14 protein-coding genes are annotated in these 16,327 nt (G+C 67.7%); 6 read left to right on the top strand and 8 right to left on the bottom strand.

The window, feature by feature from the left end; all coding sequences use genetic code 11:
- The first annotated feature begins 25 nt into the window (after window positions 1-25).
- Complete coding sequence (locus AC1DCJ_RS06435; RefSeq protein WP_478070432.1) at window positions 26-2,953, top strand: type 2 lanthipeptide synthetase LanM family protein; 2,928 nt, start codon at window positions 26-28, stop codon at window positions 2,951-2,953.
- 7 nt (window positions 2,954-2,960) lie between these two features.
- Here the strand turns inward: AC1DCJ_RS06435 and AC1DCJ_RS06430 are convergent, their stop codons facing one another.
- Window positions 2,961-4,319: an XAC2610-related protein gene (locus AC1DCJ_RS06430; RefSeq protein ID WP_478070431.1), complete on the bottom strand. Its 1,359-nt coding sequence runs from the start codon at window positions 4,317-4,319 to the stop codon at window positions 2,961-2,963.
- A gap of 212 nt (window positions 4,320-4,531) precedes the next feature.
- Here AC1DCJ_RS06430 and AC1DCJ_RS06425 point away from each other — a divergent pair, with 212 nt between their 5' ends.
- Window positions 4,532-5,755, top strand: coding sequence for an MFS transporter (locus AC1DCJ_RS06425; RefSeq protein WP_313244211.1), 1,224 nt, complete (start codon window positions 4,532-4,534; stop codon window positions 5,753-5,755).
- A complete protein-coding gene (locus tag AC1DCJ_RS06420) occupies window positions 5,752-6,405 on the top strand; it encodes a YcxB family protein (RefSeq protein ID WP_478070430.1) in 654 nt (217 codons plus the stop codon). The genes AC1DCJ_RS06425 and AC1DCJ_RS06420 overlap by 4 nt, the downstream gene beginning before the upstream one ends.
- Before the next feature lie 34 nt (window positions 6,406-6,439).
- On the opposite strand, the gene AC1DCJ_RS06415 is transcribed toward AC1DCJ_RS06420, so the two are convergent.
- From AC1DCJ_RS06415 to proP, 6 genes are all read right to left on the bottom strand, one after another.
- Entirely contained in the window at window positions 6,440-6,769 is a 330-nt protein-coding gene (locus tag AC1DCJ_RS06415) for a thioredoxin family protein (RefSeq protein ID WP_478070429.1), read from the bottom strand.
- Window positions 6,766-7,188: a baeRF12 domain-containing protein gene (locus tag AC1DCJ_RS06410; RefSeq protein WP_137189485.1), complete on the bottom strand. Its 423-nt coding sequence runs from the start codon at window positions 7,186-7,188 to the stop codon at window positions 6,766-6,768. The genes AC1DCJ_RS06415 and AC1DCJ_RS06410 overlap by 4 nt, the downstream gene beginning before the upstream one ends.
- 119 nt (window positions 7,189-7,307) lie before the next feature.
- Complete coding sequence (locus AC1DCJ_RS06405) at window positions 7,308-7,937, bottom strand: ATPase (protein WP_478070428.1); 630 nt, start codon at window positions 7,935-7,937, stop codon at window positions 7,308-7,310.
- Between the two features lie 3 nt (window positions 7,938-7,940).
- A complete protein-coding gene (locus AC1DCJ_RS06400; RefSeq protein WP_478070427.1) occupies window positions 7,941-8,279 on the bottom strand; it encodes a type II toxin-antitoxin system prevent-host-death family antitoxin in 339 nt (112 codons plus the stop codon).
- 141 nt (window positions 8,280-8,420) lie between these two features.
- A complete protein-coding gene (locus tag AC1DCJ_RS06395) occupies window positions 8,421-10,763 on the bottom strand; it encodes a GH92 family glycosyl hydrolase (RefSeq protein WP_478070426.1) in 2,343 nt (780 codons plus the stop codon).
- A gap of 189 nt (window positions 10,764-10,952) precedes the next feature.
- Window positions 10,953-12,440: a glycine betaine/L-proline transporter ProP gene (gene proP / locus AC1DCJ_RS06390; protein WP_478070425.1), complete on the bottom strand. Its 1,488-nt coding sequence runs from the start codon at window positions 12,438-12,440 to the stop codon at window positions 10,953-10,955.
- Window positions 12,441-12,809: 369 nt separating this feature from the next.
- Between proP and AC1DCJ_RS06385 the strand changes: the two genes are divergently transcribed.
- The 3 genes from AC1DCJ_RS06385 (at window position 12,810) to AC1DCJ_RS06375 (ending at window position 15,515) form a co-directional block, all read left to right on the top strand.
- Window positions 12,810-13,337 (top strand): hypothetical protein, encoded by a 528-nt coding sequence (locus tag AC1DCJ_RS06385; protein WP_137189480.1) that lies wholly within the window; start codon window positions 12,810-12,812, stop codon window positions 13,335-13,337.
- Between the two features lie 208 nt (window positions 13,338-13,545).
- Complete coding sequence (locus AC1DCJ_RS06380; RefSeq protein ID WP_141058054.1) at window positions 13,546-13,974, top strand: PAS domain-containing protein; 429 nt, start codon at window positions 13,546-13,548, stop codon at window positions 13,972-13,974.
- Window positions 13,974-15,515, top strand: coding sequence for a flavodoxin domain-containing protein (locus AC1DCJ_RS06375; protein ID WP_478070424.1), 1,542 nt, complete (start codon window positions 13,974-13,976; stop codon window positions 15,513-15,515). The genes AC1DCJ_RS06380 and AC1DCJ_RS06375 overlap by 1 nt, the downstream gene beginning before the upstream one ends.
- Before the next feature lie 49 nt (window positions 15,516-15,564).
- Here AC1DCJ_RS06375 and AC1DCJ_RS06370 read toward each other — a convergent pair whose 3' ends face one another.
- Complete coding sequence (locus tag AC1DCJ_RS06370; protein ID WP_313244198.1) at window positions 15,565-16,320, bottom strand: helix-turn-helix domain-containing protein; 756 nt, start codon at window positions 16,318-16,320, stop codon at window positions 15,565-15,567.
- Window positions 16,321-16,327: the final 7 nt, after the last annotated feature.

Here is a 16,327-nt window from a genome sequence, read left to right as displayed (position 1 = left end):
ACCGTGCTGCGCGCCGTCTCCAGCAATGCCGCATCCGGACACTAGCGCAGGGAAGGCAATGGCGGGCACAACCGTAGTCGATTCGTTTGCTCTTGTTATCAACCACATCACGGCAGACCAGCGCGAGGCACTGTCCAGGCGGCTGAACAGCCTGGCCCCCGGCTTGAGTGCCGCGGAAATCGCGCTGATCAGCGCGCAGGCCGAGAGCGCACTGCTCGAGCATGCCCACCTGAAACTCAACCGGCTGTTGCTGCTGGAGCTGCACGCAGCGGTCCGCAGCGGCACCCTTACCGCGACCGACAGCGCGGAGCAGTTTGCACAGTTCGTGCAGCTCGCCACCCACCCCGATTTCAGCGCCCACCTGGACCAGCGCTACCCTGCCTTGCACCCCCGGTTCCAGCAGATGCTGGCCGGGCAGTGCACGGCCGTCGAAGAGCTGGCAACGCGCATCGTCGCCGACCGCGACGACTTCCCTGCCCTGCTCGGACGCCCGGCCGGCGAGCTGTTGTCGGTCTCGCTGGGCAAAGGCGACCTGCATTCACAGGGGCGCACCGTCGCCCGCCTTGTGTTCGAGGGCGGCACCCTGATGTACAAGCCGCGCTCGCTGCGCATCGACGCCACGCTGGACGCCTTCCTTGGCGCCGTGTTCGGCGACGTGCAGGTCCGGGTGCGGGTGCCACGCGTGATCGATCGCGGCAGCTACGGCTGGGCGGCATTTGCCGCGCATCGCTACTGTGACGGTGACCAGGAGCTGCAGACCTACTACCGCGGGCTCGGCCACTGGCTGGCGGTGCTGCGCCTGATCGGCGGTACCGACATCCATCTGGAAAACCTGATCGCGGTCGGGCCGGTGCCGGTGGTGGTCGATGCCGAGAGCGTGTTCGCCCCGGTGATCGAGATCGAAACATCCGGCTACGGGCAGGCGTACGACATCGCCGTGAAGCTGATGATGAATTCGGTCCTGCGCACGGGCATCGTGCCGTTCCGCACCGCTGGGCTGGGCATGGCCGGTGTCGACCTTTCCGCCGCTGGCGCGCTGCCCGGCGAACAGCCGCGGCTGCGGGTACCGGTGATTGTCGAGGACACGCCGGACGGGCCGCGCCTGGGCATGGTCGATGCGGACTTTGTGACGTCACAGAACCATCCGAGCCTGCATCCGGACGTGTCCCAGTACTGGGACCAGATCAGCGAGGGGTTCATGCAGGCCAGCCAGCGGCTGCGCGAGCTGGACGCTTCCGGGGCGCTGATGCCGTTGCTGGCGCCGTTTGAGGGCTGCCAGGTGCGCGACGTGCGCCGCCCCACCATGGCCTACGCCGAAATCGGGCGGATGCTGTGGCACCCGGCGTCCCTGCACGACGAACCCAAGGCCGTCGCGCGCGCGATGGACCTGCTGGTGCGCAATGCGCAGGTGGTGCGTGCGGCGCCATCGGAACCGGCCGCCATCATGGGCGAGATCGACGACCTGCGGTATGGCGACATTCCGATCTTCGCCGCCCCGGTCGCGCCCGACCGGATCCGCACCGTGGTCGCCAACTGGCGTGACATGCGCATCGACCTGGAAGACGTCACGATCCGCAGCACGCTGGTGGCCACCGACCTGAATCAACATGCCCTGGCCCGCGCCGAGGCGCGCGAAGGCTACTCCTACGCCGCCCGCGATCCCCGTCCGGACGACCTCGACGCGCGCCGTCGGACGCTGTCCGCCGCCGCGGTGGAAAGCCTGCTGCGGTTGTCGGTGCGTGGCGACGATGGGTCGATGACCTGGATCACGCCGGAGATCACACCCAACGGCTGGACGGTACAGCCCGTCCGACCGGACACCTACTTCGGGCTGGGCGGCATTGCCTTCGCACTGGCCGGCTACTGGCTGGAAGTGCAGGCGGGACGTGCCGACGCGGTTGCCGGCCTGGAACCCGCCCTGGAGGGATCGATCCAGGTGCTGGCGAGCATGTCGCGGCTGGATCACTCGGAGATGGACGGCGGCTTTGTGGGTGCCGGCTCGCGGATCTGGGCCTTGCTTGCGCTGGCCGACATGCTGGACCGCCCGGCCCTGCTCGACGACGCGCGGCACTGCGCGGCGTCGCTGGAGCAGCACAGTTTTGATGCATCACCAAAGTTCGAAGTACTGGATGGCGTCAGCGGCGCCATCCTGCCCTTGATCGGCCTGGCCGATGCCACCGGTGAAGCGCGCTGGCTTGCGCTGGCCGCACGTGTGGCGCGCGCCGTCCAGGCCGCTGCCATCGTCGACAGTGATGGTGCGCGCTGGCCCAGCCCGCAGTTCGACGAACCGATCGGCGGCTTCGCCCATGGGGCCATGGGCATCGGCTGGTCGCTGGCGCGTCTGGCGGCAACCGACGCCGGCACCGCCGCCGAGCGCGATGACTGGCGGCAGCTGGCCGCAGCGGCCTTCGCGTTCCAGGAAGCGCTGTTCGAGCCCGCTACCGGGCGCTGGCGCGACATCCACCTGAAGGACGGCCAGAAGAACTTCCCGACTTGGTGCCACGGCAGCGTCGGCATCGGCCTGGCCCACGCCGACCTGTATGCGCGCACCGGCAGTGAGCAGCACCTGCGCGGACTGCGCCGGGCCGTCGCCGATGCCTCCGGCAAGTGGGGCTTCAGCCACACGCTCTGCCATGGCGATTTGTCCACCCGCGAACTGCTGCTGCGCGCGGCGGAACTGGACCCGGCCTGCCCCTACGACGTCGACGCCGCTGCCATCGAGGTCATTTCCTCGATCGAGGAGCATCACGGCATGGTCGGTGGCCTGACCCGCGCCGCGTTCACGCCCGGCCTGATGATTGGCCTGGCCGGCGCGATCTACGGCTTCTGCCGGATGCATCCGGCGTGCGCGATGCCGTCGCCCTTGTTGCTGGAGCGCACACCCGGCGCGGTGCGGCGCAGCCAGAACGCCGCGCCATCGACCCGCCAGGCCGTTCCCGAACACGCCGGCTAGGCCGGCGTCACGGTCCGTCGGGCGTCGCGCGGGTCCGCGTGGTGCGGTACTGCATGTGCCCGTTGCGCAAGGTGCCGCGGGTGGTTTCAACCTGCGCGCCGTCGGCGGAGAGGGCCTCTTCCCAACTGCTCACCAATTCCAGCCTGCCGTCGCGGTAGCGATAGGTTTCCGAGGCATGCGAACAGCAGCCGCCCCGCGATGCGGAGGTGATGCTGCGATCCTGCGCATTGATCGACAGCTGCGGCAGTGCCGACAACGTGGCGTCGTGCACGAACGCACCGGTGGCCGGGTCGAACAGGAACACGTTGGTGGTGCTGTTCGGGCCAGCACCGCCGGACAGGCCCGGTGCAAGCAGATCCGGGTGACCATCGAAGTTCGCGTCCACCACCTGCAACAGCGCATCGCCGTCGCCAATGGTGTCCGCCTCGAAATCGCGCAGGACCTGGCGCCGCTGGCCGGTGCTCGCGTCCCGCACCTCGATCGCGGTCAGCCGGGCACCCTCTTCGTCACGCTCCACGCCCGCGCGGAACGTGGCCCCCGGCATGGCGACCGCCTGTGCCACCCAGGTAAGGGGGGACACCGCACCGCGGTCGATCCAGCCACGCACGGCGCTGCCGTCCTGGCCGATCTGCTCAACCTGGTACCACGCCGCGGTACGCTGCAGCACGGCCAGGTAGCTGCCGGCGGCCATCGTCGCAACGCTGCGCGCGTCGCTGGCCTGGGCGTACAACGGCAGCGCCCGGTCCACATGCAGTACGTCCACATAGTCCCGTGGCTGCTGCAGGGTGAACCGGTCGCTGTAGTGCACCACCTCGTACTGCTTGATCTGGCGCCCGTAGGCGTCCGCCGCACAGACATCGGCGATGGCGCAGGCGCCGGCCTCGTCCGCGGTGGGGGCGCGCTGCGGCGGCACCTGCACCGTGCCCAGCAGCTGCTTGCGGTCGGCCCAACGCACTGAGAACGCGGTGGCAGTCCAGTCCAGTGCCGCTTCCCGGTCGTTGGCGCCAATGTTGGTGCGGCAGTAGGGCTGCGCGTCGGAATGCGCATTCCAATCCGGGAAGGCGTACGCCGGGCACAGCAGGTTGGCGCTGTTGATGTCGTACCGGTAGGCCGCGTCGGTAACGAACACCAGTTTGTTGAGCTGCGCCTGCGGATCGCGCGCGACGAACGCATAGCGCACCCGGGCCGCCGTGGGAACGGCATGTTCGTAGCGCTGCTGGTAGGTTTCTCCCGCCGCCGGGGTCGCCGGGGTGGCCAGCAGGTGCGCGTCGGGCTGCAGCGCGTACAGCCCGGGCTGCAGCAGGTCGGGCGCGGCAGAGGTGCTGCCCGCCACGACCAGGGCCAGTGCAGGCAAAAGGAACGCCATGGGATATCTCGTTGGCAGTACAGAAGGCCGGCGCATGCTACCGCGCCGGCGCACGCGCTGCCCACATCGCGGCCATTCGCCCGGTCCGGCACAGGACGGCGCCCTGTAACCGGCCTATCCTTGGCTACCCCTCACCTACGGGCCAGGGACCAGGCGGCGCCCGGGTGCGCGCGTGTGGTGCCGCTGACCGTACTCCGCTGCCGATACCGTCCATGACTTCGCCTTCCCCCGCGCAATCGCCGCTTCCCGTCGCCGCCAGCGCCACCGCGCCCAACCAGGGCTTCGCGGTCCATATCGTCGGTGCCGCCGCCTTCGCGCACCTGCTCAACGACATGATCCAGGCGGTGCTGCCGGCGGTGTACCCGATGTTCAAGAGCGAGTTCCAGCTCAGCTTCGGGCAGATCGGTGTGATCGCGCTGGTCTACCAGATCACCGCATCGCTGCTGCAACCGTGGATCGGGATGTACACCGATAAACGTCCGCTGCCCTATCTGTTGCCGTGCGGCATGATCGCCACGTGCATCGGCATTGCGATGATGGCCTTGGCTGGCAGTTACCCGATGCTGCTGGTGGCCGCCGCAGTGGTCGGCGTGGGCTCGGCCACCTTCCACCCGGAAGCCTCGCGCGTGGCGCGGATGGCCTCCGGCGGGCGCTTCGGCACCGCACAGTCCACCTTCCAGGTGGGCGGCAACACCGGCTCGGCGATCGGGCCGCTGCTGGCGGCCGCGGTGGTGATTCCGTATGGGCAGCGTTCGATTGCCTGGTTCATGCTGGCCGCCGCGCTGGCCGTGGGTGTGCTGTTCCTGCTCACCGGGTGGACCATCCGCCACGGGCAGGCAAAGATGAGCAGCCTGGCGCGCAACACCGGGGTCGGCCTGGCACGCGGCAAGGTGGTCCAGGCCATCGCGGTGATCGCGGTGTTGATGTTCGCCAAGTTCGTCTACATCGCGTCCTTCACCAACTACTTCACCTTCTACCTGATCGAGCGCTTCCATCTGAGCGTGCAGCAGAGCCAGATGTACCTCTTCATCTTCCTGGCCTCCATCGCGCTGGGCACCTTCATCGGTGGCCCGGTGGGCGACCGGATCGGGCGCAAGGCGGTGATCTGGATTTCCTTCCTGGGCGTCGCCCCGTTCGCGCTTGCCCTGCCCTACGCCAACCTGATGGGCACTGCGGTGCTGGCCGTGGCCATCGGCCTGGTGATGTCCTCGGCATTCGCGGCCCTGGTGGTCTACGCGCAGGAAGCCGTACCGGGCCGCGTGGGCATGGTGTCGGGGCTGATGTTCGGCCTGATGTTCGGCATCGGCGGCCTCGGTGCCGCCGGGCTGGGCAAACTGGCCGACGTGCATGGCATCGTGTGGATCTACCACTTCACCTCGTACCTGCCGCTGCTGGGCCTGGCCACGGCATTCCTGCCCAGGACCCGCGCACGATGAGCGAGGCGTGCGGCGAACTGCGCTACACCATTACCGCCGCGCACACCCGCCACTGGGTGGATGCGGCACTGGAGCGCGAGATGCAGCGGGACGATGCGTTGGCCGAGCGGCTCGGCGCTTTCCAGCAGCGTGCAGTCACACCGATGCTGGTGCTGCTGCCGGTGTGCGGCGCTGGCTGGCTGCTGATCCATCGCGGCGCCACGCCCCAAACGTGGATGACGCTGGCATTGGCGGCGCTGCTGCTGGTGCCTGCCTGGCGATTTGCCCGCCCGTTCGCCGCGCGTCTGCGCTGCACGATGGCGCAACAGCAGACGGACAGTACGGTACGCGTTCGCCCGCTCAGCCGCGCCCTCGCCCGGCTCACCTTGGCGACGCGCTTCAAGCGACTGCAGGGCGACTACCGCGTGCAGTTCGATGCCCAAGGCATGCAGGTGTCGCGGCCAGGCCAACCACCTGCGGCGCTGCGCTGGAGCGACGTGGTGCATGTGCGGGAGACAGATGCGTTCCTGGTCGTGGCCTGCGCCGCGCTACACAGTCGTGGGCAGGCGTACTGGATCCCGAAACACAGCGATGCGATGGACCCGGAGGTCTACCGCCAGGGCATGCAGGGCTTGCTGGGCCATTGCAGAGCAGCCCCGGCGTCGGCCTGACCCACCGAAGGGCCAGGCCACCGCGGCCTGCGCGTCAGGTGGTCGGCGTGGCCGCCACCAATGCTGCCAGATCCGCATCCGCGCGCGGGCGTACAACGCGCGCCACTTCCTGCCCGTCATGCAGCACTACCAGCGTCGGCCACAGCCGCACCTGGAAAGAGCGGCCCAGCGGCCGCCCCTTGCCGTCTTCGATCTTGAGGTGGGAGATGCTGTCCCTCCCCTCCAGCCAATCCTTCAGGGGCGCCTGCGCGGCACTGCAGTGTGGGCACCACGGCGCGCCGAATTCCAGCAGTTGCCAGCCGGGCGCCGCATCGACAGCGGCGCGGCTGGGTTCCAGCGCGGCATAGGCGCGCGTGTAGCTCATCGCGATGACTCAAGCGCCCGCTGGATGTCTTCAAGCGGCGCGTTGGTGAGGTCCTTGGCAATATCGGTCAGCAACCGGGCCTGGACTTCCTTGTGCAGCTGCGGGCGGATACGCCCCAGGGTCTGCGGGTCGGCGATCAGCACCAGGTGCGCATAACGGTTGTTGAGGGCATCCTCGTTCAACTGTCCGGCAAGCTGCTTGGCAAAGGTGGCTTCGTTCATCTGCGCGATGCTGGTGTCCTGCGGCATCGAGCCGGACGGACCCTGCCCCGAAACACCCTGCGCGCTGATGTCCTGCAGCTTCAGTGCATCCTGCTGCTTGAGCTGCAGCGTATGGCCACTGCCGATGTTGGTGAACACGCGGGCCGAGCCGCCGTCTGCGACGACAATCAAGGTGCCTTCCGGGATCTGCTGCTGCATGGTGAACTCCTGTGGAAAAACGGGTGCCAGTGCACCCAGCTCCACCGTAGGCGGGCAGGTGTAAGCACCGCGCATACGAATGTGTTCGCCATGTGTGCAGCGCACGCCCTGCGCAGCGGTCAGGGCGCGCTGGCGTGCAACTCCATCGCCCGCATCACGATCGGTTTGGCCCAGTCCGGGGTGTGCAGCAACTGCGCCACCGATTCCGGGTAGTGCAGGCCCTTGCGGTCCAAGTGCAGCAGCGGCAGCGGGTTGGCGCAGCCCTGCGCGTCCAGCGGTGCACTGTTGTCGTAGACCTGCAGTTCGGCCAGATGGGGCAGCAGCGCCAACAGGTTTTCACGCGATGCGTCGTAGCGGGCGTGGATCTTGTCCTGGGGAATATCGTGCCCCCCTTTGGCCACGCGCGCGGCCACCCGGTCGATATGCAGCTGCACGCTGTCCAGACCACAGAACCAGATCGCCACGTCGTGGGTTTCGCACGCCTCGCGCAGCAGCCGCGCGATGGTGTTGCCGCCCAGGGTGGTCTCAAAGGCGAAATCGCTGCCCTCGGCCATGGCGGTGCGCAGCCGCCGTGCGCCTTCGTGCCAGGCGGCGGAGTTGGCCTCTTCGGCCGCCCAGCCCGCCTGGACCAGGGCGCGGGTGAAGGAATCCGGGTTGAACCAGGTCAGGCCATCGGCCTCCAGCCAGGTTCCCAGCAGCGAACTCTTGCCGGCGCCATTGACGCCGGCAAGCACCAGAATCTGCCCCATCGGTCAGAGCGACTTGCCGGGGGTGATCCTGCCGCGCCGGATCGGCTGGCCCAGCACGTTGCCCAGCCCGCCGTCGCGGTTGAGGCTGGCCAGCTGCACGTCGAACTGCGCGCGCAGCCGTTCCAGCTCGCCACCGCGCTCATCGCTGTCGGCCTCGGCGGCCTTGGCCAGCAGCTCCTGGTAGGCCTTGATGTCCACGATCACCGCTTCGGGGTGGTTGTGGTTGGTGATTACCAGGGCCTGCTTTTCGCGCACGGTGCGCATCAGGCTTGGCCAGCCACGGGTCTTTACCGACGATGCAGTGGCCTTTTCAAGGTCGGGCAGGTCCAGGGGCAGGGTCATGACAGGCTCCAGCGCGGGATATGGGGCCATCATACGCCTTTTGGCCAAATTGGACTTAACTCCCATTTTGGCCCGCCCCGGGCACCTCCGAACCTGTGCAGCCCTTGCCTTGCAAGGGCTGTACGGGGTTTCCCCCAAGGCTCAGCGCGACATCGAGTACGGCGCCTGCGCGCCCTCCCCCGGCCACGCCTTGTTCGGCTCGGCCTGCAGGGTGAAGCGCAGTTCGCCGCCGGCCAGGATTTCGGCATGGCGCAGGAAGGTGCGCTGCAGGGGCTGCCCGTTGAGGGTAACCGAGCCCACGTACTGATGGCCCTTGCCCATCCCCTCGGTGACGATGCTGAAGCGCTTGCCGTTGGGCAGGTTCAACGTTGCCTTGGGCAGGAACGGGCGGCCGATGATGTACTCGCCGCTGCCCGGTGCCGCCGGATAGAAGCCCAGCGCGGTGAACACGTACCAGGCCGACATCTGGCCCAGGTCGTCATTACCGGCCAGGCCATCGGGACGGTCGGCGTACTGGGTGTCCATGATCTGCTTCAGGCGCGCCTGGGTGCGCCACGGCTGGCCGGCATGGGCGTACAGGTAGGCGACGTGGTGACTGGGTTCGTTGCCGTGCGCGTACCAGCCGATCAGGCCGGTGATGTCTTCCATATGCTCGAAGATCGACGGATCGACCTTGGCCTCGAACACCTGGTCCAGGCGGGCCAGCAGCTTGTCGCTGCCCCCGTGTGCGGCGGCCAGCCCGGCCACGTCCTGCGGCACGTACCAGGAATACTGCCAGGCATTGCCTTCGGTGTAGTCGGTGCCGTACCCGCTGGCCGACGGATCGAACGGGGTGCGGAAGCTGCCGTCCCGCTTGCGCGCGCGCATGAAGCCGGTCTCTGCGTCGAACGCGTGGCGCCAGTTGCCGGCGCGGCCGTCGAAGGTGGCCTGCACGTCCTTGCGGCCCATGGCCTCCGCCATGCGCGCGATGGTCCAGTCGTCGAAGGCGTACTCCAGCGTCTTGCTGGCCGCCTCGCCCTCTTCGTCGATCGGCACCCAGCCCAGTTCGCGGTACTGCGCGATGCCGTCATACGGGCCGTAGTTGGCGGTGGCCACCATCGCATCCAGCGCCTTGTCCGCATCGAAACCGCGGATACCCTTGAGGTAGGCATCGGCGATCACCGGCACGGCGTGGTAGCCGATCATGCACCAGGTTTCCTGGCCGTGGAACGCCCACACCGGCAGCATGCCGTACGCACTGTGCTGCTGGTGGGCGATCAGCGAATTGATGAAGTCGCTGTTGCGCTTTTCCGGCTGCACCAGGGTCAGCAACGGATGCAGCGCACGGTAGGTGTCCCACAGCGAGAACGTGGAGTAGTTGGTGTAGCCCTCGGCGCGGTGCACGGCATTGTCCGAACCGCGGTACTGGCCATCGGCATCCATGAACAGGGTCGGGCCCAGCATGCTGTGGTACAGCGCGGTGTAGGCGCTGCGGCGGTCATGCTCGGGGGCCTCGATGTCCACGGCGGACAACGCCTGGGTCCACTGCTGCTTTGCCGCCGCACGCACGCGGTCGAAGTTCTGGTCTTTCGCTTCGGCGTCCAGGTTGGCGATCGCGCCCTGCTCGCTCACCGACGAGATGGCCACGGTGACCACCAGCGGCGCATCCAGCCTGCCGAAATCGAACGTGCCCACCAGTTGCCGCCCTTCGATCTGCGGGCGCTGCGTGGGGTCGTTCTGGCCCGGCGGTGGGAAGCCCTTGTAGGCAATGTCGGTTTCGGTGTTGTGCAATGCGTGGCCGGTCAGCGGGCGCGAGAAACGCATCGCGAAATACAGCTGCCGGCCCGGCGCCCAACCGCGGGTTTCGCGGAAGCCGGTGACCGTGCCATCGGGCTGCAGGCGCAGCCGCGACCACAGGATCTTGCCCGGATAGTCATACAGGCTGGTGCGCAGGTCGAGCAGCACCCGCGCCTTCTCGCCCTTTGGATAGGTGTAGCGGTGCACGCCGGTGCGGGCGCTGGCGGTGAGCTCGGCGCGCACCTTGTAGTCGTCCAGCGTTACCGCGTAGTAACCCGGCTCGGCCTTCTCGTTGTCGTGGTGGAAGCGCGAGGCATAGCCACTGCGGGGCTTCTCCGGATCGCCGCGGTCCAGCCCGGGATCGCCGGTGAACGGCATCAGCAGCACGTCGCCGAGGTCCGAATGGCCGCTGCCGGAGAAATGCGTGTGCGAGAAGCCGACGATGCTGCTGTCGTCATAACGGTAACCGGCGGCCCAGCCGTAGGCCTTCTCGCGCGGCTGGATGCGGGTGTCCGGACTGAGCTGGACCATGCCGAACGGCACCGTGGCGCCGGGATAGGTATGCCCCTCCCCGCCGGTACCGATGAAGGGATCGACGGCGGCGTAGGCACGTTCACCCACGTTTGCCGGTGCCGCTCCCGCTGCGCCGGCCACCAACATCGCTCCAACCGCGAGCCCCAACCACCGCACCGTCCCCGTTTTCGTCATGGCGTTTGAATTTAGATCGATTCAAGGTGGGTTCGATCCTAGCACCGGTCCGGGGCGGTCGCATGTTGCAGTGCGTAGATGGGGGCACGCGGTGAGGGGACGCGTGCCGGCCAGCGACCGGCATTACCGAGATCGCGCCGGAGCCGGCCAGCAGCCGGCATTACCGGCGGCGCACGGGAATCGGCCGGGTCAGGCCGGGCGTGCGTCATCGTGGGTGGCCGCCTCGGGCAACGTCGGCTGCGCGTTGTCCACGGTCATCGGGGCGTCGCTGCGCAGCAGGGCCCTCGCTTCGGCTTCGCTGGCCACCGCCGGCGGCGAGCCACGCAGCGGCAGGCGCGCGGTTTCGTTGACGAACAGCATGGTGATGATGCCAATGACGGCTGCGCCCATCAGGTAGTACGCCGGCACCAGCGGGTCGCCGGTGCGCTCGACCAGCCAGGCGGTGACCAGCGGCGTGGTGCCCCCGAACAGCGACACCGAGACATTGAACGCGATCGACAGCGCGCTGTAACGCACCGGGGTGTAGAACAATGCCGGCAGCGTGGAGGGCATCGAGCTGGTGAAGCACACCAGGGCAAGGCCCAGCAGCATCAGGCCGAGGAAGATCAGCCAGTCGTTGCCGGTACCGATCAGCTTCAGGCACGGAATGGCCAGCGCGAACAACGCGATGCAGGCGCCGATGATCATCGGGCGACGGCCGAGCTTGTCACTGAACAGGCCGCCGACCACGTTGAGCGGCATCATCACCAGCATCACGATGATGATCAGCAGCAGGCCCTTGCTTTCGGCGTAGCCCATGGTGACGCTGAGGTAGCTGGGCATGTAGGTGAGCAGCATGTAGTCGGTGACGTTGAACACCAGCACCAGGCCCACGCACTTGAGCAGCTGCGGCCAATGCACGCGGAACAGCGCACCCAGGCCGGGGCGCTCGTTGTCGCGTTTGTCGGCCTCTTCGGCATAGGCCCGGAACGCCGGGGTCTCTTCCAGCTTCATGCGCATGTACAGGCCCAGCAGGCCCAGTGGGCCGGCCACCAGGAACGGAATGCGCCAGCCCCAGTCCAGCATCTGCGCGCTGCTCAAGGCCATATGCAGCGCGGTCACGGTGCCCGCGCCGGCGATGTAGCCGCCCAGCGTGCCGAACTCCAGCCAGCTGCCCATCAAGCCGCGGTTGCGGTCGGTGGAATACTCGGCGATGAAGGTGGCCGCACCGCCGTATTCACCGCCGGTGGAGAAGCCCTGCACCAGCCGCGCCAGCAGCAGCAACGCCGGGGCCCATAGACCGATGCGCTCATAGGACGGAATCAAACCGATGCTGAAGGTGCCCAGCGCCATCAGGATCATGGTGAAGGCCAGCACTTTCTGCCGGCCGTACTTGTCCCCCAGCGGCCCGAACACCAGGCCGCCCAGCGGCCGCACCAGGAAGGCCACGGTGAACGTGGCGAAGGTGGCGATCAGCTGTGCGGTCGGATTGCTGGCGGGAAAGAACACCTGCCCGAGGGTGACTGCGATGTAGCCGTACACACCGAAATCGAACCACTCCATGGCATTGCCAAGGGCGGCGGCACCGACGGCCTTCTTGAGCATCGGGCGATCAACAACGGTCACTTCATCCACCTGGACGTGGCGACGGCGTTTGAACCACCCGAAATGGGCGTGTGCGGCATGCAGGTCCTGCATTCTGCTTTCTCCTGGAAGCATGGCCACCACCACGCCCGAGGTCCCGCGCACGGCACAGGAAAGAACCGCCTTCGAAAGAACGCAGCACGAGGCGCGAAGAAGGGGTGGCAACAGGCGTTCCCGGACGGCCGCGTGGAATTCCACGGCGCTGCAGGAAGGGTGACCGAGAGACGGGCAACGGCCCGAGACAATGATCAAGCGGCACATGGTACTACACATCGAAAATGTGATCCTTACCTCATCTTCACGTGAGTGCCACGCAACGCTATCGATGGACATGGGGAATCGTGCAGAATCCGTGCGCCGCTGCGGCGTGCTCACACGGAACGTGCGCGCGGCATCCCATCACCAGCACGAAGAGATACCCCGATGTCCATCAAGACCACCACCCTGTGCGCCCTGCTCGGCCTGCTCGCACCGACCGCTGCCATGGCCCAGGACAGCGCCGCTACGCTGTCCCGCCTGCTGGAATGCAAACTCACCGCTGACCAGGTGGCCGCCTTCACCGACAGCATCAACGCCGAAGAAGTCACCGACTTCGCCCATGCCGGTTCGGCAGCGTCGGGCGACGCCGCGCTCAGCCTCTGGAAGAGCGACGCACCCATCACCGCCTGGGGTGAGACGTCCGACCTGGTGCACCTGTCCAGCACCACCGAAATGCTGCTGGCCTTCAAGGTCGCGCCGGGCCAGGAACTGACCCGCGGCAAGACCATCGTGGACCGCATCGGCGGCATGTCGCCGCGCCCGGACCAGGCCGCCATGGAGGAGACCTACGGCTGGAAAGGCATGGACTACCGCAAGCCGCTGGGCGGCAACCGCACGGCCCGCGTGCTGGTGGACCTGAGCTACTCGCCGGGCTGGGTGACGGTGGGCTGCGCGTACAGCGACATCCTGTAAGTACCCGCTGCGCATGCACAGCGGTGCGGGCGCCGTTCGCACCGCGTGCGTGCACACGTGCGACGCAATGTCGCAGCAGCGGCAACGGCGACCTTGACCTTTGTCATGGTGGTGCCTGGGGGCTACGTCGATCCTGTACGGGACACGACGTCAACGCGTTGCCGGTACACCGGCACCGCACCCACCGCACCGCTCCAAGGAACCCGCCATGTCTTACGCCCCCGACAATGCCCAGCTGTTGAACGCACTGCAGAACGTCATGGTGATCTCCACCACCGACCTGCAGGGCAACATCACCTATGCCAACGACCTGTTCTGCACGCTCACCGGCTTCACCCGCGACGAACTGATTGGCCAGCCGCACAGCATCGTGCGCCACCCGGACGTGCCCAAGGCTGTCTACAAGGACATGTGGGATACGATCAAGGCCGGCAAGAGCTGGACCGGCATCGTGCCGAACCTGGGCAAGGGTGGCGTGCTGTACGTGGTGGACACCACCGTGCAGCCGCTGTTCGACGCTGACGGCACGATCACCGCCTACATCAGCATCCGCCGCGTGGTGAATGACCTGATGGGCAACTTCGAGGCGGTGGAGTTCAGCAAGGAAAAGTTCGACGACTTCTACGCTGCCGCCTGATGGACGCCGCCGCCCCGATCCAACGCGTCCTGGTCGGATACGGCTCCGAATCCGGCAACGCACGCGCCCTGGCCCACCGCCTGGGCGCGTTCCCGGCCCTGCAGCGGCATGCGCCGCAGGTGCTGCCCTTCAACGACATCGACGTGACCACGCTCGGTGCGGGCGACGTGCTGCTGGCACTGTCCAGCTCATTCGGTGATGGCGAGCCGCCCGCCAACGGCGAGCGCTTCGCCGAGGCGCTGCGGCAGTGCCCTGCCCTGCCCGGGCTGCGCTACGCCGTGTTTGGGCTCGGCGACACGGGTTACCCGCAGTTCTGCGGCTTCAGCAAGACGTTGGACAGCCTGCTGGGCGACCGCCAGGCGCGGCCGATCATGCAGCGCGTCGACGCCGATGGCGGCTACGAACACTTTTTCGAGCAATGGGCCCCGGTCCTGGGCGACGTGCTGGACGGCAACCCGACCGCCGGCCGCGACCTTCGCCTGCAGGTGACCGCGTATGCCGAGGACAATGCGTTCGTGGCGCCGATCATCGCGCGGCGCCGCCTCAACGCGCGCGATCCGGCAGCATGGCACCTGGAGCTGGACCTGCGCGGCAGCGGCATCGCCTACCGCGCCGGCGACACCCTGCACGTGGTGGCGCCGAACGACCCGGCCCTGTTGCAGGCACTGGCGCGCTGGTATGGACAGGGCGACGCGGTCGAGCTGCTCCGTCACAAAGAGCTGCGCCTGCTGGGCAAGTCCCTGCTGCGCGAGCTGGCGCGACTGACCGGCAGCGATGCACTCAAGGACCTGCTCCGCAGCAGCCAACGCCAGGCGCTGGAGGCCTACCTGCATGGGGCTGACCTGCTGGATGTACTGAACGACCACGCCAGCCCGGACCGTGTGCCGCTGGAACGGCTGGTGGCACTGCTGTCGCCGTGCCTGCCGCGCGCCTACTCGATTGCGTCGGCTGCCGACAGCGCAGAGGCGGCGCTGTGCATTCGCGAGGTGCGCTACACCCGCACCGGGCGCGAGCGCCGCGGCACCGCCACCGGCTGGCTGCTGGAAGGCGACGGCAGCGCCCGCGTGTACTGCCGCTCCAACCCGGGCTTCCACCTGCCCCGCGACCCGGATGCCCCGCTACTGATGGTCGGCACCGGCACCGGGATCGCGCCGTTGATGGGCCTGTTGCGCGAGCTTGACGCCGCCGGCCAGCAGCGCGAGGTGCACCTGGTGTTCGGCGAGAAGCATCGCGACCACGACTACCTCTACCAGCAGCAACTGGAGGCGTGGCGCGCCGACGGACGCCTGCAGGGACTGCACACGGCATTCTCGCGCGACGGCACGGCCAAGTATTACGTGCAGGACGCCCTGGCTGAGCAGGCCGATACGGTACGCGACCTGCTGCTGCGTGGCGCGCACGTGTACCTGTGCGGCAACAAGCAGCACCTGGGCGTTGCCGTGCAGGACGCGATCAACACGATCATGCCGGCCCAGGAAGGCGGCGTTAGCACATGGGATACGTTGCAGGCCGAGGGCCGGCTGCATCGGGAACTGTACTGACTACTCCGCCAAGGCAGGGCTGTGCGCTGCCGTGGCCCAGACCGTTGTGTCAGCCAGCCGCGCCGGGCACGTCGCTTGCCGCAGCCAGCGCAGCCAGTCGGTCCGGCTGCAGCACCTGCATTTCGCGCTGGTTGACGGCAATCACGCCGTCATCGCTGAGGCGGCGCAACACGCGGCTGGCGGTTTCCGGCGCCATGCGCAGGTAATTGGCGATCTCCACCCGGCTCATGCTCAGGTTGAAGCGCAGCGGCGAGAAGCCGCGCCGTGCATAGCGCTCGGACAGATCCAGCAGGAACGCGGCCATGCGCTCTTCGGTGCGATGGTTGGCCGCCATCAACGCCACCTTGCCGATCTCGGCACTGAGCAGGCTGAACAGCTTGGCCTGCAGGCCGGGCATGCGCGTGGCCAGCAGGCTCATGCGCGGGAACGAGAACCGGCACAGGTACACCGTATCCAGCGCGACGGCGTTGCAGGGGTAACGCGCCCCGTGGATCGCGTTGAGCCCGATCACCTCGCCGGGCAGGCTGAAGCCCAGCACCTGCTCGTTGCCCTGGCTGTCGTTGAGGTAGGTCTTGACCATGCCGCCGCGCACCGCGGCGATCGAATCGAACGCATCGCCCGCGCGGAAGATGTGCTCGCCCGCGCGGAACGGCCCCACGTGGTCCACCAGCACATGCAGGTCGGCCAGCGCGGTCTTGTCGTAGCCCTGCGACATGCACGCATCGGAAAACGCGCAGGTACTGCAGAAATGCAGCGCATCGCCGTCATCGGCGGCAGCGGGGTTGGGAGTTCCCGGTGACGACATGACGGCG

The organism is Stenotrophomonas sp. 10N36 (genome assembly GCF_056395005.1).
The sequence above is the reverse complement of the archived record's forward strand: the minus strand, read 5'-3'. Positions and strand labels throughout refer to the sequence as shown.